Origin of the sequence: Acetobacter pasteurianus, assembly GCF_009914215.2 — a bacterium.
Taxonomy (GTDB): Bacteria; Pseudomonadota; Alphaproteobacteria; order Acetobacterales; family Acetobacteraceae; genus Acetobacter; species Acetobacter pasteurianus.
On sequence record NZ_CP039846.2, the window covers coordinates 1,063,256 to 1,085,543 of the forward strand.

A 22,288-nucleotide genomic window follows, 5' to 3' on the forward strand; every position below is an offset into this window, starting at 1 on the left:
GACCGCTGTTGTAAAAAAGGAGCCTTGTTATGGCAACAGGCACCGTAAAATGGTTTAACCCTACAAAGGGTTTTGGTTTCATTCAGCCGGACAATGGGGGACAGGACGCGTTCGTTCATATCTCTGAGCTTGAGCGCGCCGGTATGCATACCCTTACCGAAGGTCAGCAGGTCTCTTACGAGCTCGAAGCTGGCCGTAACGGCAAGACATCTGCAGTAAGCATTAAAGCAATCTAATCGCTTTAAGCTGCATATGATGCTGTAAAAAGCCGCCCTTTGGGGCGGCTTTTTATTTGCCGTTTTTTCAAATATCCCCTTACCCTTTTTCTTTCCAGCCACCGCCCAGTGAACGATAAAGCGTGACCAGATTTTGATATCTGGATACATCTACCGAAATTTGGTTTTGCTGTGCCTGCAAATAGGCGCGCTGTGATTCCAATGTTGTTAAATAGGAATCTATCCCTGCTTCATAACGCATCTTTGCAAGACGATAAGCATCTCCAGAAGCGTTTACCAAAGCATCCACTTCTTTCTGCTCATCCAGATACGCCTTTCTGCCCGCCAGTGCATCTGCAACTTCCCGGAATGCTGTCTGCACTGTTTTTTCGTAAGTCGTAATTTTGCTATCCCGGCGCGCCTTGGAGGCTTTCAGGTTTCCTGAATTTTGCCCCCATGTCCACAAAGGAATCTGAATGTTCGGGTTAACACCCCATGTAGTGGCCGCAGATGTAAACAGCTTATGAAACTGCAAGCTGGAAATACCATCACTGGCCGTAAGGGTAATACGCGGGAAAAACGCGGCACGCGCGGCACCAATATCTGCCTGCGCAGACAACAGATCATGTTCAGCCTGCACAATATCTGGCCGACGATTAAGCAGATCCGATGGCAAGCCTGCAGGTACATCCGCCAGAACAGTTTGCTGGCCCAAATTAGCAGGAGGCGGCAAGTTTGCGGGAATAGGTGCGCCTATCAGCAGGCTGATAAGGTTTTCATCCTGCTCCACTCTTCTTTGAGAATCAGCCAGCAAACCAGCACTTTGTGCAACCTGCGTTTCTGCCTGCCGAACAGTTAGCAGATCTGCTTCTCCGTGGTTATATTTATCTTGGATTAGCTGCAAAGTGCTTTGCTGGCTGCTCAACGTATTCTGTGCAAGCACCACAGCCTGTCTATCACCCAGCCACGCAATATAGGCGTTGGCAACCTGCGCAATAATGCTGATGGTCACCCCCCTAAAGTTTTCCTGCTGGGCCAGTGTTTCTTCTGCGGCTTCTCGGCTAAGGGAACGGATACGGCCAAAAATATCAATTTCGTAAGCCGAAAATCCAATCCCCCCCTGATAGAAACGGAACGGATTACGCGCCATGCCCGTACCTGTTTGAGCGCTATCCAAACCCGGGGCAAAGCTTAACCCCGCAGCATCGGATGGGGCCTGGTACATTGGCCCACCTGTCGCCCCAATACTGGGGAACAAACCCGCATGCTGAATATCATACCGCCCCTGGGCTTCTACAATGCTGGCCGCAGCTTGCCGGATATCTCTATTTTCACGCAGGGCAATGGTAATCAGCTGCTGCAAACGCGGATCTATAAAGAAGTCTCTCCAGCCAATATCGGATGCTGCCTTTTGCAGCATGACATTATCTGTGTGCTGATAATCTGCCCATGTTTGGGCAAGTGGTGGTTGTGGCCGCTTGTATTTGGGTATCATGGTGCAGCCACCCAAAAGCCCGACAGATACTGCGAAACATGCAACCTGACGATACAAGCGCGACTGACGTGATGCGGAAAAATGCGTCATTATTTTACTCGTGTCCGTCAGAATTCATAATCTGGGCATGCGGGTCTGTGCGTTCGCTTATGCGCTTCACCTTGAAAAGGCGAAGAACAACCACAAAGAACACAGGCACAAAATAGACAGCCAGCAACGTTGCTGATGCCATACCACCCACCACAGCCGTGCCGATGGCAACACGCGCGGCAGACCCAGCACCAGATGCAATAGCGAGCGGAAATACCCCCACCACAAAGGCAATAGATGTCATCAAAATTGGGCGCAGACGTTCACGCGCGGCTGTTAGAACGGACTCTTCCAAGGTTTTGCCTTGTTCAAAACCCATTTTGGCAAATTCAACAATCAGAATGGCGTTCTTAACCGCCAGCCCAACTGTTGTAAGCAGCCCGACCTGGAAATAGACATCGTTCGCCAAGCCACGCATCAACGTTGCAATAATTGCACCAACAACCCCCAGCGGAATAACCAGCAGAACCGCCAGCGGAATAGCCCAACTTTCGTACAACGCTGCCAGACACAGCAGAATAACAATCATGGCCAAAGCATAAAGCGGCCCAGTAGAGGAACCAGACGCATTCTGCTCGAAAGACAGGCCTGTCCATTCATACCCAATACCAGCAGGTAGTTTTTTCAGAATATTGGTAATTGTCGCCAATGCCTGCCCGGAACTATAGCCCTCCGCCGGTTGCCCCAGAATTTCAAAGGCGTTGAAGCTGTTATAGTTTTCAACCTTCTGCGGGCCAGAAATCCAGTGGGCGCTCACAAAGGTATTCAGCGGCACCAATGTGTTCGTAAAGTTCCGAATATACCATTTATCCAGATCCTGCGGCTGCATGCGGGAACTGGCAACACCCTGAATATATACCTGCTTCACACGGTCATTACGCGTAAACTGGTTAACGTAAATAGACCCCAGCGCCCCTTCAATAGTGGTATTGATATCATCAATTGTGACACCAAGGGCGTTTGCTTTTTCCCGGTCAATATCCAGATGGTACTGCCCAGCATCTTCCATACCGTTCGGGCGCACAGCCAGCAGGCTTGGGTCTTGTGCCGCCATACCTAGCACCATGTTGCGGGCTTCCAGAAGTTTTTCATGCCCCAGATGCGCACGGTCTTCCAGCTCAAGGTCAAAACCCGTTGCGTTACCCAGTTCCAGAACGGCTGGCGGGTTAAAGGCCAGAATCTGTGCTTTTGGGCTCCCCCAGAAATGCATCATAATCCGCATGGCAATGGCAGCAGAAGATTGTGACGCTTTGGGGCGGACAGACCAATCCTTCAAACGGATAAAGAATGCGCCAGAGTTCTGGCCCTGCCCTGCAAAGTTAAATCCATTTACAGAATAAACGGATTCAACAGAATCAGCTTCTGTCTTGAGAATATAGTCTGCAACAGCGTGGTTAATCTCGGCTGTCTTTTCCATCGGAGCATTGGGCGGCATGGTGATCTGCCCAAAAATCAGCCCCTGATCTTCATCTGGCAAAAAGCCACCCGGAACCCGCAGGAACAAAACAACCACAACGGCTGTAATAAGAACAAAAGCCCCCATTGCCAGCACAAAATGCCGCAGAAGATAGTTTACACCGCCAAGATACCCGTTGGTTAACCGTGTAAAGTTGCGATTAAACCACCCAGCCAGACCTTTGGTTTTTTCATGCTGCCCCGGCTTGAGCATTGTAGCGCACAAAGCAGGCGTAAGCACCATAGCCACCAGCACGGAAAGCCACATGGCCGAAACAATGGTGATGGAGAACTGCCGGTAAATAACCCCGACAGACCCAGAAAATGCTGCCATAGGCAAAAACACAGCGGACAGAACCAGTACGATACCCACGAGTGCGCCCGAAATTTCATCCATGGAAACACGGGCAGCCTCACGCGGGGAAAGCTGCTTTTCCGTCATCACACGTTCAACGTTTTCCACCACCACAATGGCATCATCCACCAGCAGGCCAACAGCCAGCACCATAGCCAGCATGGTAAGGGTGTTGATGGAATAGCCCAAAAGATTCAGCAGCCCGAACGTACCCAGCAGCACAACGGGCACGGCAATAGTGGGAATAAGCGTGGCGCGGAAGTTCTGCAAAAATACCAGCATGACCAAAAAGACCAAGCCAATGGCTTCCAGCAGTGTTTCAACCACTTCCCCAATAGAAAGCGTAATAAAGGGTTCAGTATCCAGCGGATAAACGGTTTTCAAACCCGGTGGAAAAAACTGTTCCAGTTCATGCAACTGGGCACGCACTGCGGCTTCGGTTGCAATCTGGTTTGCACCCGGTGCAAGTTTAAGCGCCATGCCGGAAGCTGGCATATTATTATAGTAGGAATTGGTATTGTACGTCTGCGGGCCAAGCTCGACCTTGGCAATGTCCCGAATACGTACCTGAGAACCATCAGGCTGCACTTTCAGCAGAATTCTTTGAAATTCTTCCGGAGAAGTCAGACGCTGCGGGCCAATAATGGTGGCATCCAGCCGAATACCTTTGGTTGCAGGCAAACCACCAAGTTCACCCGATGAAAGCTGGATATTCTGGGTCTGAATAGCTGTTTCAACATCTCTTACAGTCAGGCCGTAATTGAACAGCTTGGCCGGATCCATCCAGATACGCATGGAGTATTCAGAACCAAACAGCGTATGGTCACCTACGCCGGAAACACGGCTCAGCGGATCTGAAATGTTAGATGCCACATAATCAGCAATATCGCCGCCATTCATGCTACCATCGGTGGAAATAAAGGCCACCACCAGCATGAAGTTCTTAACGGCCTTGGTAATGCTCAAACCCTGAGCAGTAACTTCCGTTGGCAGTTTGGGCTGCGCAAGCTGGAGCTTGTTTTGCACCTGCACCTGCGCAATGTCGGGGTCTGTTCCCTGCGCAAAGGTCAGATCAATTTCCATCTGACCAGATGCGTAGGACTGCGCCGAAATATATTCCAGATGGTCCAGCCCGAACATCTGCTGCAAGATCGGGCGCACAACAGTATCGTTCACCGTATCAGCCGAAGCACCCGGATACGTGACACTGATGGCAATTTGCGGCGGCGCAATACTGGGATACTGGGAAATAGGCAGCCGGAAAATGGACAGCCCCCCAACCAGCATAATAATAAGACTGATCACCCACGCAAAAATTGGCCGATCAATAAAGAAGCGTGAAAGGCTCATGCTGGTTACTGGCTCTTTTGAGAATTCTGATCTACGGGGCTGGCGGCATTGGCTGCTGGTTGTGAGGCCTCTTCGTGCGGATCAACCTTGGCGCCGGGCGTTACTTTTTGCAGCCCTTCCACAACAATGCGCTCGCCTTCCTTCAGCCCGGATGTCACAATCCAACTGGCACCAACGGTTTGCCCGGTGGTGATCTGGCGTAGATCAACCGTGTTATCGGGCTTCACCACCCACACCTGCGGGTCACCATGTGTATTACGTGTTACGGCATCCTGCGGCACAACAAGCGCTGTGGGGTCCACACCCTCATCCAACTGGGCATGTACATACATACCAGGCAGCAACAGCTTATCCGGGTTCGGCATGATGGCACGTACAATAACAGTGGCTGTAGCGGTATCCACATTCACTTCAGAAAGCGCCATCTGGCCTGTATGTTCATATACAGAGCCATCTTCCAGCGTAACCGTTACCGGAACCTTGCCATCTTCCTGCCGTTGAATCCGTCCTTCTGCCAGTTCACGCTTAAGGCGTAGCAGCGTGATGGCAGGCAGATTGACGTCAACATATATAGGGTCCAGCCGCGTGATAATGGCCGTATTGTCTGTCTGGTTTGCTGTTACCAACGCACCAACGGTTATCAGCGTACGGCTGATCCGGCCGGAAATGGGCGCATACATTTTTGTATAGCCCAGATTCACCTGTGCGCTTTCTACCTGCCCCTGTGCGTTCAGGATACGCCCTTGGGCTTCCTTTTCCGCTGCCACGGCATCATCGTAATCCTGCTGGCTAATGGCATGAGACTGAACAAGCCCACGATAACGGTTCAGCTTGGCACGTGCTGTAACCTCGGCAGCCTGAGCTTCTGCCAGTTGCCCACGTGCTGTGTCATACACGGCTTTGTAACGTGAAGGATCAATCTGGTACAGCTGCTGGCCAACAACAACATCCGCGCCTTCGCGGAACAGCCGTTTTTCAATAACACCTGTAACCTGTGGGCGAACCTGTGCAATTTCAAAAGCATCCGTACGACCGGGAAGAGTGGTATGCACCGCAACAGACTGCTTTTTCATAACCTGAATCTGCACACTTTGCGGCGGCATTTCAGGGGTAGATGCCTTCTGATCGCATCCTGACAGCCCTATGAGCACACCCACAACAGCAGCATGGGTTAAACTACCGACTTCCCGCTTCATTAGGGAATCCTTTTAAGAAATTTTGAAATAATCGTTGCTCCAACATTTGCAGATACTGTTTTAAAATAACATCTTACTCACCCTGTACCTGCAAAAAACCACATGTTTTACCTGAACAATGCAAACCATTCAAAATACAATTCAAAGCCGCATAAACAAGATCATTTTAGTCCTGTTTCTTGCATAAACCTGCGCCTTGTCAAACACTATATTCATATCTGGCTTGCCTGAAACGCAACAATCCTACCGGGCCCTAGGAACTTCCGGCATAGCAGTCTGCATCTTGTCGTGTCATGATCACTTTTGCGTGATTATATGCCTTTGCATGACAGTACATGCAAGGCTTGAGATGCATTTACATTCTCATTTACGCAGGAATAAAGTGGTTAAAAATAAAATGTGTTATAACGCCTGAATATATCCAAACGTTATAACACAGCAGTACATAACCAATAAAATCTAATCTAGAAACGCTTTAACTGTATAATCTCTAACAGCGTTAAAGGTCTGATTGTGGTTTGCGCGAAAACGCCATGAAAAGGCACGTAATAAGCGCAATAAACCCAACATATATGAAAAATATCGTAAGATTATAGTAGATTACCGCTACAAGTGAAACAACAGCACCCAGCAACGCAATAGCTGGCAGAACCGGGTACAATGGTGCCCGATAGGGACGAGACAAAGCTGGTTCTTTCAGGCGCAAGCGAAACAGGCTGACCATGCTCAGCAGATACATGGTCAGAGCCCCAAAAACAGACATTGTAACCAATGTGGCCGTGAGAGACTGCCCATTGATAGAGATAATGTCATCCGAAAAGATAGCTGCAATTCCGATGCTGCCACCAGCCAACGTGGCCGTATAAGGCGTTTTGAAACGTGGATGCAGTTTACCCAACACAGCAGGCAAGAACCCTGCGCGAGCCAATGCAAAGATCTGCCGACCATACCCCATGATAATGCCATGCAAGGAGGCAACCAGACCAAACAGCCCCAGCCACACCAGCATGTGCAACCATCCGCTATTGCTGCCCACTACAGCCTTCATGGCTTGCGGCAAAGGGTCATTCAGGTTGGCAAGAGTATGCCAATCCCCCACACCGCCAGCAAACAGCATGACACCAAACGCCAATGAAACAAGCGTAAGCACACCCGCAATATATGCGATAGGGATAGAACGGCGCGGATCTTTTGCTTCCTCTGCCGCCATGGCAACGCCTTCAATGGCCAGAAAGAACCAGATTGCAAATGGAACGGCTGCAAAAATACCGCCCATAGCTTCCCAGCCAAAATGCGGCGCAACACCCCAACCGTTCTGAAGGAAATTGTGCCATGAAAATGCGGGTGCCACGACCCCCATAAACACAAGAAGTTCGATAATAGCTGCAATTGTTACAAACAGCTCAAATGTTGCAGCAATATGCACCCCCACAATATTTAGTGTCATGAACACCAAATATGCCCCCAATGCCGCAACTTTAGGGGAAAGATGTGGAAACTGCACATTCAGATATGCACCAATAGCCAAAGCAATAGCTGGTGGTGCAAAAATAAACTCCACCAGCGTGGCAAGCCCTGCCAACAAACCGCCCCAGCGCCCTAATGCCCGAAAACTATAGGCAAACGGGCCACCTGCATGCGGGATGGCACAAGTAAGTTCTGTAAAACTGAAGATAAAAGCCGTGTACATAATGGCCACAAAAACTGTGGCTACCAAAAACCCTAAAGTTCCAGCCGTGCCCCAGCCATAGCTCCAGCCAAAATACTCTCCGGAAATAACCAGACCAACAGCAATACCCCATAGATGGAACGTGCTGAGAGATTTGTTGAGATGCGTTGAACCCTCGCCCATGCTTCAGTACATCCTTTTGTGTCAGAGAATTATCAAGAAATTTTCGGTGTATTTTCGATTATTCCATTCTCTGGGGAAGAATCTTTCAAACCAATTCCTGTTTCTTTCAAACGCATGGCTTCCTGCATCAACCAGGCAAGTTTATCGGCCGCAGCAGACGTGGAAAGACCATATGTATGAATATTTGAGAGACAGTTTCTGGAAGAATCTGGACAGCCTACATAAGGCGCGTATGTCAGATACACTCCCATGCTGTCGGCAACACTTAAGCCGGGGCGCTCCCCAATCATCATGACAACAATTTTCGCACCCATTTTCTGGGCAATTTCATCACCCAATGCTACCCGGCTTTGTGTTGCCACAACCAAAGGTGCAATACGCCACCCGACCAACCGCTTGCACATGGCCCGATACAGCGGCAGAGCTTCCTTTTGTGTTGCGATAGAAGACAATCCATCCGCTGCAACAAACACCACATCCCATTGCCCATGAGGCAAAGCCTCAAGTGATGCAGTATTGAGCCTGCGCCCCAGATCTGGACGGCGCAAATACGTTTGCCTATCTTGCGCCTGGCTGGAAACGAAGATAACAGACGCATCTCCCATTTCTGCCTGTAAATGCGCAACATCCAAAGGAATATGCACAGCATCCCGCGCTTTAGAATGAGATTCCTGAAACGCTAAAACATCTTTTGTGCATTGTGCATTTCCAGAACGACTCAAACCAATACGAGCCCGTGTAAACTGCCGCAAACCCTGCCAGTCATCACGTTTTTCTGGAAGCGTTGAACCTGTAGCCAGTAGCTTTTTATCCGTCATGCTGCACCTACCAACTGCCCTAGTCGGGTTTGCCCCGGTGCAATTTCTCGCATGCGGTTGTGCTGGCTATCGTACAGTTCCATTTTCTCCAGCCATGCCGCAAATTCTGGAGCAGGTTTTAGACCTAACAAATTGCGCAATGTCAGAATGTCATGGAACGAAAGGCTTTGATAATTCAGCATCACATCATCAGCCCCCGGCACACCTATCAGAAAGGTAATGCCCGCTGTGCCAAGAAGCACCATCAGGTTATCCATATCATCCTGATCGGCCTCAGCATGGTTGGTGTAACAGGCATCACACCCCATTGGCACACCTAGCAGCTTGGCACAGAAATGGTCTTCCAAGCCGGCACGGATAATCTGCTTTCCATCATACAGATATTCAGGACCAATAAAGCCAACAACTGTGTTTACCAGTAAGGGATTATACGCACGGGCAACGGCATAGGCGCGTGCTTCTGCCGTTTGCTGATCCATACCATGATGCGCGTTGGCTGAAAGAGCTGCACCCTGCCCTGTTTCAAAATACATGACATTCTGGCCAACCGTGCCACGCTTAAGCCCTACCGCCGCATCTTGCGCTTCTGCCAGAATGGAAAGATTGATGCCAAACCCTTCATTCGCCTTTTGTGTACCAGCAATAGATTGAAAAACCAGATCTACCGCCCCACCCTTATTCATAATTTCCAATGTATTGGTCACATGCGTAAGCACACAGGTCTGGGTAGGGATATCATAGCACTGACGGGCATGATCCAACATATCCAATAAGGCCATGCCATTTGCCACACTATCTGTAGCCGGGTTAATACCGATAACAGCATCCCCCATACCGTACAGCAAACCATCCAGCGTTGAAGCAGCGATTCCTTTTAGATCATCTGTAGGATGATTGGGTTGCAAGCGGGAAGACAAACACCCTTCCAAACCAATGGTATTTCTAAAACCCGTGATCACACGAATTTTGCGTGCAACACTCATTAAGTCCTGATTACGCATGAGCTTGCTAACCGCCGCAGCCATTTCTGGCGTAATGCCCGGAGCAACAGCCGCCAGTGTTGCGGTATCAGCTTCGTGCGAGAGCAACCAATCCCGAAACTGCCCGACTGTCATATGTGCTAGCGGTGCAAAGGCAACCTTATCATGCGTATCCATAATAAGGCGCGTTACCTCGTCTGCCTCATACGGAACGAGCGCAACATCCAAAAAGGTCTGCAACGGAAGATCGGCCAAGGCATAGCGTGCTGCAATCCGTTGCACATCTGACTGTGCCGCAACACCAGCCAATTGGTCTCCCGAGCGTTCGGACGATGCAACTGCCAGCAACGTTTTCAGATCATCGAAGCTGTATGTCTCACCCCCCAGAGTGCACCGATACACCATTGAAGGAACTCCTTAGCTGCGCGCGAAAGAGATATGGTTCGCTTTCTGCATGCATTACAATCATATCTATTTCGGAATGATATCATAGGGAAATGATTTGCGACTTGACTGCGCGCTACATATTTTTAACATTTCATGACAAAGACGGCTGCAGCTTACACACTCGCTTCAGACAAAGGATTGCAATGTCTCCCCTGCCCGCCTTTTCTGCCTCTGGCGTTATGGCCGCCGCCGCTTCTGGCGCAGAAGGCTTTATTACAAGCCATGGTGGCGATATTGACCGCATTTCCGGCCGCGCAGGGTTGGCTCCAGGTAAACTGGCCCTACCCACAGATATGCTGAACCTGAACGCATATTGTCGTCTGTTTACGGAAGCGGCAAAGGAAACCCAGCACGGCAATTTGGGCCTATGGTTTGGGCAGCAGTTTCAACCCCAAACATTGGGGTTGATCGGGTTTGTGGCGCTTCTTTCCCCCACTGTAAAAGACGCCATTCATAATCTTGCAACGCACTTTATTTATCATCAAAGCTGCACGCACACGCGCCTTGTACGGCAGGGCAACCTATTGCGGCTTGAATACGCCATTACAGACCCAACCATTACAGAACGCCGGCAAGATGCAGAACTCACGCTCGGCATGTTCTGCAATGTGCTGCGCTATGCTTTAGGCCCTGCATGGCAGCCAGAAGAGGTGCATTTTGCACATGCGCAACCCGAACAGGCACAGGAGCACCGAGAAGCCTTTCAGGCAGATGTCCGCTTTGGCCGCCCTACCAATGCGCTTATTTTCCGCGATATTGGTTTGGAACACGCAATGCCGGATGCACAGCCCCATACGCTGGAAATTGTAAAAGCGTCTCTTATCTCACTCGCCCGCAACGGACACAGTGTCCCTCATCCGCATGTTTCTTTTAAAGAGCAGGTTTTATTAGCACTTAAAGAAATTTTGCCAGAAGGTGGGCACCTCACCCTATTAGCTGCCCGCATGAATATGCCGGTTTGGACCTTGCAAAGACGGCTGGCAGACCTTGGAATATCTTATTCTGATTTAGTGGAAACCACGCGCTACAAACAGGCATGTGTTTTTCTACAACAACCAGAGCATGACATCAGCCAGATTGCCAGATTATTGGGGTATTCTGAAACCAGCGCGTTCAGTAGAGCATTCCGCAAATGGAGCAGTGTTTCCCCACGCACATGGCGCCAGCAATACATGCCGGCGCCACCTTTCATCTAATATCAAAATTCCTTTTATAACTTAGGAATTATCTATAAATGCTGTCAAAAATTCCGCCATTTGAGAAATGGTCTTTTTGCAGCTTTGTCCACCCACCCAGGCTGGCAACATCAAATGTTTCTACCTTTGGAAACACCTGCCCATATTCTGCCAACACTGCCGGATCTACCGGACGGAAATAATGTTTGGCACCAATCTTTTGCCCTTCCGGGCTAAACAAAAACTCCAGATATGCTTTGGCAACAGCTTCTGTGCCATGCGCCTTTACATTTTTATCCACCAAAGAAACGGGAGGTTCTGCAAGAATAGTTTGTGAGGGCACGACAATATCAAACTGATCTGGCCCGATATCACGGGCAGCCATCAATGCTTCATCTTCCCATGCCAGCAAAACATCACCCAGATGGCGTTGTACAAAACTGTTTGTTGCTCCGCGTGCTCCTGTATCTAAAACAGGAACATGCTTGAATAAGCTTTTCAAATACGTTTTTGCTGCATCTTCTGAGCCATTATTCTGATGCAATGCCCATCCCCATGCCGCCAGATAATTCCAACGGGCACCACCAGATGTTTTGGGGTTAGGTGTAATAACCTGCACACCATCACGCACAAGATCTGGCCAATCCTTGATGTTTTTCGGATTTCCCTTGCGCACAAGAAAAACAATTGTGCTTGTGTATGGCGTAGAGTTGTGCGGTAGGCGTGTTTGCCAATCTGGTGCAATTAAACCTTTCTGCGCGAGCAAATCAATATCATAAGCCAAGCCTAATGTAACCACATCTGCTGGCACACCTTCCAGAACTGAACGCGCCTGTGCACCAGAGCCCCCATGCGCTGTTTTGACAGTCACACTGTCTTCTGGATGTGCCTGATGCCAGACATTTGCAAAAGCTTTGTCTACGTCAGCATACAACTCACGCGTGGGATCATAGGAGACATTCAAAAGATTGAAAGAGGCTGCCTGTGCCTGCCCAGCATGCACACCGAAGAAGGCTCCGCCACCCAAAGCTGCAGCCCCAACCAGCAGGCGACGACGAGAAAGCGAGAAGTCTTTGTTTTTCATAATTATGAGGCCTTCAAAACAGTTTTTCAGAATGCCGCCTGCACGCGGCCGACAACTGCATTTCCATCGCGCCCAAACAGATTAACGCCACCTGATACCCCTTTGGAACGCGTGACAATAAAGTGTGCGTAATCCAACATCACCTTGATATGCCGGTTAGGATACCAGTTAAACCCGCCCTGCCACACCGTTTGCTGGTTGCCGTTAACGCCTTCTCCACCCTGATTTTCCGTGCCGTACAAGTCTGTCACACTCCAGCGTCCGCTTACTTCCAACGCACCCCAGTGGCCGGTTGCTGGGTCGAAGTCATACGTTACACCGGGTGTAGTAAACGCTGCCGTTTTCTCACTATACACGCGGGGAGTTCCCAAAAGTGTATAGTTTGCTGCCACATACCAACCATCAAACCCAAGAGAGGGCAGATGCACAGTTTGCGCCTGATGGTCACGCTGCACGCCAATATGGTAGTATTCGCCTTTCAGCAAAAAGCGCTTCCATCGCAATGCCAGCTGGGGCCCAGCAGCCCAGATTTGCGCAACATCTGTAAGCGCTCCGGAGGTAAGCAGGCTGGTTTCCCCCAGCGGCACTTCCATGTTGTCTGACAATTTCAACTGGCGGCCACTGCTATTTTCATTAACTTTGAATACAGAAGTTGCCCCGGCACCCACATGCACATCGATATCTTTTGAAACATAAGGACGACCAGCCGCGCGAATAACTGCACCTGTCTGGCTATCAACTATCGTAGTATCCTTGGAACGGTCCCCAAACTTTTGGCCCGTAAAATACCCTGAAACAAGCCAGCGTTTTTCGTAATGCTCACCACCAACACTAAAGCGTGCCACGCCACCAGCAAGGTTACGCACCAGATCCACAATGGTTGGACGTTCCAGAAACTCGAAAGCCCCTGAACGTTCCGCACTTTCTTCTTCCATACGCGGCTGGAAGTACCCAACTGTCAGCGTTGTATTTCGCAATCCTGTATAGTTCAGGTTTGCTTCAAACAGGCCTACCGTTCCATCAACACTGCTGGATCCAAAATCTGGTGTAACGTTCACAACCCAATCTTTATACCGCCATGAAAGATAGAGCCGTAGGCGACGTGCATTTTGTGTGAGTGAATTGAAATTGCCTTTGGCCTCCCCATTGCGTGGGGACATTCCAAAAAATCCCCCCACATCTTCCTGAGCCAGCAAACCAATAGAAAATGCGTAGGCTTTATCATCCGAAGCAATGGTTGGACGTCCTTTAGGAAAACCAACCTGAATGCCACCAATATGGACTGTTTCTTCCTTTGCTGAAGCAGCTTTAAATTCCGCCCATGAAGCAACAGGACCTTCAGGCAAAGCCGGGTGCCCTTCCGAACCGGTGCGGGGGCCATGATGCACAGGATTTGAAGGTTCTTCTGCAAACACAGGCTGAGGCTCCTCCGCTCCAGCGGCCACAAGATGCGGATGCGTGGTGCGGGATGCAACCTTGGCATTGTTGCCCTTACTTTGTGCAACATGCTCATATCGTGAAACGCGCATTTGCAGGCGGTGGATTTCACCCTGCATGTCACGCCGCATCATGGCTATTTCACGCCGCAGAGCCGCAACTTCAGCTTCTGATGTTTCTGCATGTAATACGCACGGAAAAAACAGACCTGATATGGCTGTTGTCAGCAAAAAACCAGAGCGAACGGAACCAGTCATTAAGCGCCCCCAACAACCACATTGGTTGTTTTTAACCCACATAGGAAATACTTGTTGTTTTACTTGAATACGATTTTACGTATATTATTTCGAACCGAGAACTATTTAGCTTGCAGAAGCCCTTCCTGTCAAAACATAAAACACTGTTTGGAAAGGCTTTTATTTCTGCATGCGCCCAATAGATCAATCAGGTTGTTTCAATACACGAAAAACCTGTTTTTTAGGTGCGCATTCCACCCCGCCCTTGGTTCCCACGACGGAACACGCATGTAACAGACAGGATTGGGTTATCTGTCTGCGTAAATCTGCTGTTATGTAAAGATTTTACGCTTTCATGCGCCGCATAGAAACGACGCGTGGAACGGTCTGCTTCCAAAATAACAGTACCCAAAAAAGTACCATTCACTTCGATAATCTGAGATTCCAGCATTTTAATGCCTCTGGATAAAGAACACACCCAGCCGGCAAACTGATTATCCGGCCAGATCAGAAAAAGAATACAGGCGTATATTCAAACGCCTTAGCAGCACGACATCGAGCCGCGCAGCACATTCGTAAACAAACCGGATACATGCACATCACCCTTTGTGATTCTGCTGCGTTGTGACTTGAAAGACATTATGGGCAAACACACAACCGCGCAATAATAAACTATTAAAAATGGTTGTTTTTTTTAACAACAAAAATTTACGCATGTTGATTTTTGTTTTTTAATCAATGCATTAACAAAAATTCTCTGTTCGGAAAAATTTTTGCCTCGGCAGACACTGCCCCTGAGAATCGCAGAAAATTTTTAGCACGTATATTTTTCGTATTTTGTTATTTCCAGCGATAGGATAGGTTTTAATAACATTCAGCGTAAGGAAAGGCTCTGAAGACCCAACATGGTTTGACCTGCAGAGTATGCCCCAGGGCATATTCCATTTTCAAAACAAATCATACGTATAACGTGCCGCCACGATGGATTTATCTGCTTGCCTATGTTTTTTCTGCGCCGCCATACTCTGCCCGGCTTTCCGCTTACCTTTGGCATTACGCTTTTATGGGTAGGATTGCTTGTTATTCTACCCTTGCTGGCTCTTCTCTTACGCCCTTGGCAGGATGGTACGGCTGCCATTTTACAAACCTTGCATGATCCCCGGGTATTTGCGGCCTTTCGGGTTAGCTTTGGTTGTGCACTGTTTGCGGCTTTGCTTGATCTGCCTTTAGGCATTCTGTTGGCGTGGACATTGGTGCGGCTGCGTCCACCGGGTTACAAAATTATCAATGCATGCATTGATCTGCCTTTTGCTATCCCCACAGCTGTCACAGGTATTACGCTGGCCACTTTGTACGGCCCCAATGGCTGGATGGGAAAACTGCTGGCACATGCCGGTTTACAAGTAGCCTTTACGCCAACCGGTATTGTCATTGCCCTCATGTTTGTGGGCCTTCCGTTTCTTGTGCGTACCATTGAACCTGTATTGCAAAACTTTCCATCTGAAGTGGAAGAAGCCGCTTTCTTGCTAGGGGCAACGCCTTTTCAAAAATTTTACCGCGTCATTCTTCCTGCCATTCTGCCAGCAACATTAAGCGGTTTTGGGTTAGCCTTTGCGCGCTGCATTGGTGAATATGGCTCTGTTATCTTTATTGCAGGCAATCAACCTTTCCGCAGTGAAATTGCGCCTCTGCTCATTGTCATGCGCCTGCAGGAATTCGATTATTCTGGCGCAACCACCATTGCTGTCATGCTGCTGCTTACCGCCTTGCTCTGCCTTGGGGGTGTAAGCTTCTTGCGCCTGCGCGCTTCACGCGGGCTGATTATGGAAGAGACAAAATGACAACCGCACGCTTTTCCATAAGCCGCTTTATTCTGTGCGGATGCAGTTACGCTGTTGTGCTGCTTATGCTTTTGCTGCCTCTTGTGCTCATTTTTACAGAAGCGCTGAGGCAAGGGTTATCTGCTGCCGTATCTGCATTACTGGAACCGGATGCTCTTGCTGCCATTCGCTTAACCGCGTTTGTTACTGTAATTGTTACCGTTACAAACACTCTTGGCGGTATTGCTGCGGCATGGTGCCTGACAAAATATTCTTTTGTAGGCAAACGCTTTTTGATCATGCTGATAGAACTGCCTATCAGCGTATCTCCCGTAATTGCCGGCCTGATATGGCTTTTACTGTTTGGGCAGGAAGGCTGGTGGGGCAACTGGTTAGCAGCCCATAACATGCAAATTGCCTTTGCCGTGCCCGGCATTGTGCTGGCCACCCTGTTTGTAACGTTTCCTTACGTCACGCGCACTCTTATGCCCTATATGGAACAGCAGGGCCGCGATGCAGAAGAAGCAGCATTTTTGCTGGGTGCGAATTTCTGGCAAACCTTATGGCAGGTCACTCTGCCAGATGCCCGCTGGGCGCTACTTTCTGGCATTCTGCTTACCACTGCCCGCGCTATTGGTGAATTTGGCGCTGTTTCTGTTGTTTCAGGCCATATCCCAGGTGTGACAGAAACTATGCCGCTGCATATCGAAACACTTTACAATGGATACCAAACAGTAGCCGCCTTCAGCATGGCCGCACTTCTTGCCCTATGTGCCATGAGCACAGTTCTGCTTCGCACACTATTTGAGCATTCTTTTAGGAAACAGCCTTCATGAGCGTTAACCTGCACTCTTTTACACAATATGCTCCTGGTTCCTCCCGCAAGATTTTGGACAATATCAATCTGACAGTTGAAGACGGTGCCTTTATTGCGTTGGTTGGCCCCTCTGGTGCAGGCAAAACATCTTTGCTGCGTGCCATTGGTGGCCTCTCCCCGGTATATGAAGGACAACTGCTGATTGATGACCTGCCGATTGGTCATTCTGATCTTCCAAAACGCAAAACCGGCTTTGTATTCCAGAACTATGCGCTGTTCAGGCATATGAGTGTAGCGCGCAATATTTCCTTTGGGCTTGATGTTTTGCCACGCAAGCAGCGCCCAGATCGCGCAACTATTGCAGCCCGCGTGCAGGATCTGCTTGAACTTATTCAGCTTCCCCATTTGGCAGATGCTCGTCCAGATCAGCTTTCTGGAGGCCAACGGCAACGCGTTGCTCTGGCCCGTGCCCTTGCCACAGAACCAAAACTGCTTTTGTTGGATGAACCATTTGGAGCGTTGGACCCGATTGTACGCCGCACCATCCGCCGCTGGTTGCGAGAACTGCATGACAAGTTGGGCCTTACAACCATTCTGGTTACGCATGACCATGAAGAAGCTCTGGATATTGCTGACAGGCTGGTGGTCATGCAGGATGGCCGCATTGTGCAGGATGCTGATGCCACGACGCTCAACACATCTCCACAAACACCGTTTGTTATGCAGTTTTTGGGTGAGACACTCGAATTTGCGGGGAAAATACAGGATGGGCAGTTTATTCCTGAAGATACTGATGCCCTGCCATTTCCAGTAAGTCAAAAGAACGGAAAAACAACCGTATTTATCCGCCCTTGCGATGTGCAATTTATAAGCGGCAAAGGGGCGGCTCATATTCTTTCTCGCAGCCGCAACCCTAATGGGCTGTATCATTATGCTGTACAAACCACGCAAAGGGCGCTTGATATTACAACACCAATGCCAACCGAAATTTCCGAAGGTGAACAATTCGGGCTGGATATTTCACACGGCAAAATTTTCACAAATCTTCCGTAGGATAAAGCCCTGCCTATAAGCCGGATTGACAGCACACATTTTATATGTTGCGTTAAAATAACGGTTGATATGCAAGAACTTAGATAACCTTTTGCATTTCTGTATAAATTGATTCTGTATTTTCAATTTATTGTGAAAATACAGAATTTCTATCTGCATGGAATGTTTGTATGCCTGATAAAACCTCCACTCCGCACACAACGCCATCACATACAGCAGAAGGTTATCATCGCGCCCTCAATAAACGGCAGATCCAGATGATCTCCATTGGTGGCGCTATTGGCACTGGTTTGTTTTTAGGCGCGGGTGGACGCTTGCAAGCCGTGGGGCCCTCGTTAGCCCTGATCTATCTGGTATGCGGGATTTTCTGTTTTCTCATGCTGCGCGCTTTGGGTGAGTTGGTGATGTATCGCCCCACCAGCGGCAGCTTTGTTTCCTACACCCTGGAATTTCTAGGCCCCAAGGCATCTTACATTGCTGGCGCCATGTCTTTCTTTAACTGGGCCATGACAGGCATTGTCGATATCACCGCCGTAGCACTTTACATGCATTTCTGGGGCACTTTTGCGCACATGCCCCAATGGGTATTTGCCATGCTGGCGCTCTTGCTCATAACCGGCATGAACCTGATTGGCGTGAAATGGTTTGGGGAAATGGAGTTCTGGTTTTCCCTTATCAAGATTGTCGCGTTGGTTCTCTTTCTTATTATCGGAAGCGCCATTTTGGGCCTACGTGTGCCTGTAGATCATAACACAACCGGTTTTAGCCTGATTACACAGCATGGCGGCCTGTTTCCTCATGGCATTCTGCCTGCATTGGCCCTCACACAAGGGGTGATTTTTGCCTATTCAGGCATAGAAATGATCGGCACTGCTGCTGGTGAATGTCAGGATGTGCGCACCGTTCTGCCCACGGCCATCAATAACGTGATGTGGCGCATTGCCATTTTTTATGTTGGCACAGTTACTCTGCTGGTTCTTCTTCTGCCTTGGTCTGCCTATCAGGCTGGCACCAGCCCATTTGTGACGTTCTTCTCCCATCTGGGTATATCGGGCGTAGATTCCATTATGAACATCGTGGTGCTTACGGCAGCACTCTCCAGCCTGAACTCTGGTTTATATTCTACAGGCCGTGTTTTACGCGCACTGGCGCTAAATGGCTCCGCCCCGCGCTATCTGACACATATGAGCAAGCAGTCCGTTCCTTCTGCTGCCATTCTCACAACCGTTGGCATCTACCTTGTTGGCGTTTTTCTGAACTATTTGCTGCCTTCGCAAATCTTTGAAATTGTTCTCAATCTGGCTTCTCTGGGAATTATCAGCACTTGGTGCTTTATCCTGCTCAGTCAGATCAAACTGCGCCAAGCCATCAACGCAGGCCGCATTGCCCCTACCGGATTTGCCATGCCAGGTGCGCCATTTACATCTTGGGCAACCATTTTGTTCTTTTGCAGCATTATTGTGCTTATGGCGTTTGATTACCCAACAGGATCATTCTCTGTGGCCTGTATTCCCATTCTGGCTATCATTCTGTTTGTTGGCTGGAAAACCTTTAGCCACAAACCTCTGCACCTTGTTCCTCCCACCCAATCTTCCATCACGCTGACAGATGATTTGCTGGGAACAGAGAACACGCCAAACAAGCAGGACTAACCGCCATACCTAACTTATTCTTATGGTGCATCCTGTCCTGCAGGCTTTCTTCTTGAGATGAAACGGGCATCACCGTAATATATCCGCGACTGAAAGCGTGGTATTTTCCCCGCGAACGATGCAATATTTATAGTAAGGTGGCCGTAAATGGAGTGGACCGAAGAAATTATCGCCCAGCTCAAGGCATTATGGGCGGAAGGTCTTTCAACGGCAGAAATTGGTAGGCGTCTTTCCATCACCAAAAATGCGGTTGTCGGAAAGGCGCATCGCTTGGGGTTGCCTGCACGGCCATCTCCCATTCGGCGTAATGCCAAGCCCAAAACAGCAGAAAAAGCCGAAGCACCCTCAACGGCCACTCCTGCTATGGCACAAACGGCAACTCCTGCCCAACCTGCAAAACAGGCCGAAGCCGCCCCTACAGGTGAAACGGAAAAACAGCAACCTACACCGCCTGCTCCTGCACGTTCTACCCCCCCGGCCGCAACTGCGGCTGCCCCTGTGGCAGAAGAAAAACCCGCGAAAAAGGAAAAACCTGCAGCTTCAAGCAAAAGCAAGCCCAAGGCACCTTTACGCAGCATTTCTGACCCGGAACCACAAAAACGCCGCGGCCCATCTTGCTGCTGGCCAATCGGAGACCCTGGCACACCGGGCTTCCACTTTTGTGGTGCCACCCCAATACCGGGTAAACCATATTGTGAGGAACATGCGCAGATTGCCTATGTCAGGCTGCGCGATAGGCGCGATAACGTCGCCTAAATTATTATTCTAAAATAATATAAACCCCATCCCCTGAGGGCCTTATAAAGTCGGCCTTCAGGGGCAAGTCAGGGGCGTTACAATCAGCCTTCGGCTGCTGCTGGCTTTTCTGGTGCCGGCGTGGCTGAAGAAGACTTGGAAGCAGAATCACCGCTCAGCATTTCCAGCTGACCTGTAATCTGGCCGCCATCTTCAACTTTCAGACGATGACAAGCAGCCTTGCCAAGCAAGCGGCCACTGCCCTGCAGTGTCAGGCTACCACGTGCCGTCAGCGTGCCATCAACGGTGCCAGCAATTTCGGCATTTTCCACTTCCACACCACCGCGGAACAGGCCACCGGGCTTAACCACCAGTTCCTTAGCTGTAATCATGCTGGATTCAACAGTGCCTTCAACCACAAGGCGTTCTGCGTCCTGCACGGTGCCCTGCACGCTAATGCCACGCCCAACCACCAAAGTGCGCTGTTCCGGCTCATCCTTTTTAGGCTGCTGAGATTGCTGCGGCATACCACGCGCAGCTGCCGCACCAGGAAATGGCGGCATGCCCGCACCGGAAGGAAGGGGGGAACCGGAAGGAAGAGGCGCACGACCCATGGATGAGGTCTCCTTTACTGTATCTGTCTCAGGGCGGGGCGCAGGTTTTGCTGGCGTTCCCGCTGGATTAGAAGAAAAAATGGAACCAAACCCGCCAGCGGAACGCTGCGCGCCCGCCTGACTGGCGGAACCAGACTGCTCAGATGGCCGATTATCTTCGGGCTTACGTCTTTTAAACAAGAAAATCCCCCGCCTTGCTGGCTGTTCACTCTTGGACAGGCCCCACTGCTCAGGCACCTGTCCGCATCAAACCGTCTCGCCATGTGCTTATTTTCTTATACAGCCAGGCGGTTCTGCGGCAAGCACTCCATAAGCCCTAGTGTTGCCCTTTTTATGGCAGCACTGTAGCGAAACAGTTGGTATATGAAATTTTTCAGGAAAATCTTCCGTTATCATGACTGTTTCAGATGTAAAATATGACATCCTCGGCATTGGTAATGCCATTACGGATATTCTTGCCCGTGTGGAACCTGCGTTTCTGCAAAAACAAGGCCTGACCCCTGGCAGCATGACGCTGATTGATGCAGACCGGGCCAACACATTGCAGGCCCTTCTGGCTCCAGAACAGATTATGGGTGGCGGTTCTGTGGCAAATAGCTGCGTTGTGGCGGCTCAGTTTGGCGCACGTGTTGCTTATTTGGGCAAAGTTGCGCGTGATGATGCTGGCAAGCAGTTTACCGAAGATATGCGCGGCAATGGCATTACCTTTCCATCTGCACCGCTGAACACGCAGGTTTTTGATAATCTGCCAACAGCACGTTGCATTGTTATGGTAACACCAGACGGGCAGCGCACAATGGCAACCTATCTGGGCGCATGCACCTGCTTTACACCAGAAGACGTACTGCCAGACATGATTGCAGACTCCAGCATTGTATATCTGGAAGGCTATCTGTTTGACCCACCGCATGCGCAGGAAGCATTCCGCCGCGCAGCAGCTTTGGCGCACGCAGCAGGGCGTAAAGTGGCCCTTTCCCTTTCAGACCCATTCTGCGTTGGCCGCCACCGTCAGGCCTTTTTGGATCTGGTGAAAGGCCATGTGGACATCCTCTTCGCAAATGAAGATGAAATCTGCGCTCTGTATGAAACAGAAAACTTTGACGTTGCGGCACGCCATACCGCGCAGGACACAACCTTTGCAGCGCTCACACGCTCCGGTTTGGGGAGCGTTGTGCTGCATGATGGACAGATGACCAAGGTTGCCCCCGTGCCAACTCAGGTTGTGGATACAACTGGCGCTGGGGATGCCTACGCAGCCGGCTTTATGGCGGGCCTGACATCTGGCCGCACATTGCCAGAATGTGGCCGTCTAGCTTCCGTTGCAGCTTCTGAAATTATCTCACACTACGGCGCACGCCCACTTTCCAACCTCTGGGAAGAAATGGGCTTTTAAGCCTAACGATTTTGTAGCT

At 49.9% G+C, this 22,288-nt stretch carries 18 protein-coding genes; 8 read left to right on the forward strand and 10 right to left on the reverse strand.

The window, feature by feature from the left end; all coding sequences use genetic code 11:
* Nucleotides 1–29: 29 nt before the first annotated feature.
* Nucleotides 30–236, forward strand: coding sequence for a cold-shock protein (locus FCN51_RS18445; RefSeq protein WP_003623691.1), 207 nt, complete (start codon nucleotides 30–32; stop codon nucleotides 234–236).
* A gap of 79 nt (nucleotides 237–315) precedes the next feature.
* Here FCN51_RS18445 and FCN51_RS18450 read toward each other — a convergent pair whose 3' ends face one another.
* The 6 genes from FCN51_RS18450 to FCN51_RS18475 form a co-directional block, all read right to left on the reverse strand.
* A complete protein-coding gene (locus tag FCN51_RS18450) occupies nucleotides 316–1,800 on the reverse strand; it encodes an efflux transporter outer membrane subunit (protein WP_003623693.1) in 1,485 nt (494 codons plus the stop codon).
* A gap of 4 nt (nucleotides 1,801–1,804) precedes the next feature.
* Nucleotides 1,805–4,960 (reverse strand): efflux RND transporter permease subunit, encoded by a 3,156-nt coding sequence (locus tag FCN51_RS18455; protein ID WP_160256552.1) that lies wholly within the window; start codon nucleotides 4,958–4,960, stop codon nucleotides 1,805–1,807.
* Between the two features lie 5 nt (nucleotides 4,961–4,965).
* Nucleotides 4,966–6,156 (reverse strand): efflux RND transporter periplasmic adaptor subunit, encoded by a 1,191-nt coding sequence (locus FCN51_RS18460; protein WP_160256553.1) that lies wholly within the window; start codon nucleotides 6,154–6,156, stop codon nucleotides 4,966–4,968.
* Between the two features lie 499 nt (nucleotides 6,157–6,655).
* A complete protein-coding gene (gene eat, locus FCN51_RS18465) occupies nucleotides 6,656–8,008 on the reverse strand; it encodes an ethanolamine permease (RefSeq protein WP_087635590.1) in 1,353 nt (450 codons plus the stop codon).
* Nucleotides 8,009–8,040: 32 nt separating this feature from the next.
* Complete coding sequence (gene eutC, locus FCN51_RS18470; protein WP_160256554.1) at nucleotides 8,041–8,826, reverse strand: ethanolamine ammonia-lyase subunit EutC; 786 nt, start codon at nucleotides 8,824–8,826, stop codon at nucleotides 8,041–8,043.
* On the reverse strand, nucleotides 8,823–10,211 hold the full coding sequence (locus FCN51_RS18475) for an ethanolamine ammonia-lyase subunit EutB (protein WP_160256555.1): 1,389 nt from the start codon (nucleotides 10,209–10,211) through the stop codon (nucleotides 8,823–8,825). The genes eutC and FCN51_RS18475 overlap by 4 nt, the downstream gene beginning before the upstream one ends.
* Before the next feature lie 92 nt (nucleotides 10,212–10,303).
* Here FCN51_RS18475 and qhpR point away from each other — a divergent pair, with 92 nt between their 5' ends.
* Entirely contained in the window at nucleotides 10,304–11,449 is a 1,146-nt protein-coding gene (gene qhpR, locus FCN51_RS18480; RefSeq protein WP_201762609.1) for an AraC-like transcriptional regulator QhpR, read from the forward strand.
* A 28-nt stretch (nucleotides 11,450–11,477) separates the two neighbouring features.
* On the opposite strand, the gene FCN51_RS18485 is transcribed toward qhpR, so the two are convergent.
* The 3 genes from FCN51_RS18485 to FCN51_RS18495 all read right to left on the reverse strand — a co-directional run bounded on the left by FCN51_RS18485 (nucleotide 11,478) and on the right by FCN51_RS18495 (nucleotide 14,636).
* On the reverse strand, nucleotides 11,478–12,512 hold the full coding sequence (locus FCN51_RS18485; protein WP_160256557.1) for a sulfate ABC transporter substrate-binding protein: 1,035 nt from the start codon (nucleotides 12,510–12,512) through the stop codon (nucleotides 11,478–11,480).
* A 26-nt stretch (nucleotides 12,513–12,538) separates the two neighbouring features.
* Nucleotides 12,539–14,206 (reverse strand): OprO/OprP family phosphate-selective porin, encoded by a 1,668-nt coding sequence (locus FCN51_RS18490; protein WP_160256558.1) that lies wholly within the window; start codon nucleotides 14,204–14,206, stop codon nucleotides 12,539–12,541.
* A gap of 220 nt (nucleotides 14,207–14,426) precedes the next feature.
* On the reverse strand, nucleotides 14,427–14,636 hold the full coding sequence (locus FCN51_RS18495) for a hypothetical protein (RefSeq protein ID WP_003623707.1): 210 nt from the start codon (nucleotides 14,634–14,636) through the stop codon (nucleotides 14,427–14,429).
* Nucleotides 14,637–15,186: 550 nt separating this feature from the next.
* Between FCN51_RS18495 and cysT the strand changes: the two genes are divergently transcribed.
* The 5 genes from cysT to FCN51_RS18520 all read left to right on the forward strand — a co-directional run bounded on the left by cysT (nucleotide 15,187) and on the right by FCN51_RS18520 (nucleotide 20,283).
* Nucleotides 15,187–16,026: a sulfate ABC transporter permease subunit CysT gene (gene cysT / locus FCN51_RS18500; RefSeq protein WP_003631068.1), complete on the forward strand. Its 840-nt coding sequence runs from the start codon at nucleotides 15,187–15,189 to the stop codon at nucleotides 16,024–16,026.
* Nucleotides 16,023–16,841, forward strand: coding sequence for a sulfate ABC transporter permease (locus tag FCN51_RS18505; RefSeq protein WP_160256559.1), 819 nt, complete (start codon nucleotides 16,023–16,025; stop codon nucleotides 16,839–16,841). The genes cysT and FCN51_RS18505 overlap by 4 nt, the downstream gene beginning before the upstream one ends.
* Nucleotides 16,838–17,875, forward strand: a complete 1,038-nt coding sequence (locus FCN51_RS18510) for a sulfate/molybdate ABC transporter ATP-binding protein (RefSeq protein WP_124294859.1) — start codon at nucleotides 16,838–16,840, stop codon at nucleotides 17,873–17,875. The genes FCN51_RS18505 and FCN51_RS18510 overlap by 4 nt, the downstream gene beginning before the upstream one ends.
* A gap of 170 nt (nucleotides 17,876–18,045) precedes the next feature.
* Nucleotides 18,046–19,527: an amino acid permease gene (locus FCN51_RS18515; protein ID WP_012812317.1), complete on the forward strand. Its 1,482-nt coding sequence runs from the start codon at nucleotides 18,046–18,048 to the stop codon at nucleotides 19,525–19,527.
* 147 nt (nucleotides 19,528–19,674) lie between these two features.
* Nucleotides 19,675–20,283, forward strand: coding sequence for a GcrA family cell cycle regulator (locus tag FCN51_RS18520; RefSeq protein ID WP_160256560.1), 609 nt, complete (start codon nucleotides 19,675–19,677; stop codon nucleotides 20,281–20,283).
* 83 nt (nucleotides 20,284–20,366) lie between these two features.
* Here the strand turns inward: FCN51_RS18520 and FCN51_RS18525 are convergent, their stop codons facing one another.
* Entirely contained in the window at nucleotides 20,367–21,113 is a 747-nt protein-coding gene (locus FCN51_RS18525; protein WP_160256561.1) for a bactofilin family protein, read from the reverse strand.
* Nucleotides 21,114–21,270: 157 nt separating this feature from the next.
* On the opposite strand from FCN51_RS18525, the gene FCN51_RS18530 reads away from it, so the two are divergent.
* Entirely contained in the window at nucleotides 21,271–22,269 is a 999-nt protein-coding gene (locus tag FCN51_RS18530) for an adenosine kinase (protein ID WP_064776039.1), read from the forward strand.
* The last annotated feature ends 19 nt before the right edge of the window (nucleotides 22,270–22,288 follow it).

Excerpts from the sequence above, each read along its gene's own strand:
- FCN51_RS18445 (WP_003623691.1), top strand. The coding sequence starts at position 30 with ATGGCAACAGGCACCGTAAAATGGTTTAACCCTACAAAGGGTTTTGGT.
- FCN51_RS18450 (WP_003623693.1), bottom strand. The coding sequence starts at position 1,800 with ATGACGCATTTTTCCGCATCACGTCAGTCGCGCTTGTATCGTCAGGTT.
- FCN51_RS18455 (WP_160256552.1), bottom strand. The coding sequence starts at position 4,960 with ATGAGCCTTTCACGCTTCTTTATTGATCGGCCAATTTTTGCGTGGGTG.
- FCN51_RS18460 (WP_160256553.1), bottom strand. The coding sequence starts at position 6,156 with ATGAAGCGGGAAGTCGGTAGTTTAACCCATGCTGCTGTTGTGGGTGTG.
- eat (WP_087635590.1), bottom strand. The coding sequence starts at position 8,008 with ATGGGCGAGGGTTCAACGCATCTCAACAAATCTCTCAGCACGTTCCAT.
- eutC (WP_160256554.1), bottom strand. The coding sequence starts at position 8,826 with ATGACGGATAAAAAGCTACTGGCTACAGGTTCAACGCTTCCAGAAAAA.
- FCN51_RS18475 (WP_160256555.1), bottom strand. The coding sequence starts at position 10,211 with ATGGTGTATCGGTGCACTCTGGGGGGTGAGACATACAGCTTCGATGAT.
- qhpR (WP_201762609.1), top strand. The coding sequence starts at position 10,304 with ATGATTTGCGACTTGACTGCGCGCTACATATTTTTAACATTTCATGAC.
- FCN51_RS18485 (WP_160256557.1), bottom strand. The coding sequence starts at position 12,512 with ATGAAAAACAAAGACTTCTCGCTTTCTCGTCGTCGCCTGCTGGTTGGG.
- FCN51_RS18490 (WP_160256558.1), bottom strand. The coding sequence starts at position 14,206 with ATGACTGGTTCCGTTCGCTCTGGTTTTTTGCTGACAACAGCCATATCA.
- FCN51_RS18495 (WP_003623707.1), bottom strand. The coding sequence starts at position 14,636 with ATGCTGGAATCTCAGATTATCGAAGTGAATGGTACTTTTTTGGGTACT.
- cysT (WP_003631068.1), top strand. The coding sequence starts at position 15,187 with ATGTTTTTTCTGCGCCGCCATACTCTGCCCGGCTTTCCGCTTACCTTT.
- FCN51_RS18505 (WP_160256559.1), top strand. The coding sequence starts at position 16,023 with ATGACAACCGCACGCTTTTCCATAAGCCGCTTTATTCTGTGCGGATGC.
- FCN51_RS18510 (WP_124294859.1), top strand. The coding sequence starts at position 16,838 with ATGAGCGTTAACCTGCACTCTTTTACACAATATGCTCCTGGTTCCTCC.
- FCN51_RS18515 (WP_012812317.1), top strand. The coding sequence starts at position 18,046 with ATGCCTGATAAAACCTCCACTCCGCACACAACGCCATCACATACAGCA.
- FCN51_RS18520 (WP_160256560.1), top strand. The coding sequence starts at position 19,675 with ATGGAGTGGACCGAAGAAATTATCGCCCAGCTCAAGGCATTATGGGCG.
- FCN51_RS18530 (WP_064776039.1), top strand. The coding sequence starts at position 21,271 with ATGACTGTTTCAGATGTAAAATATGACATCCTCGGCATTGGTAATGCC.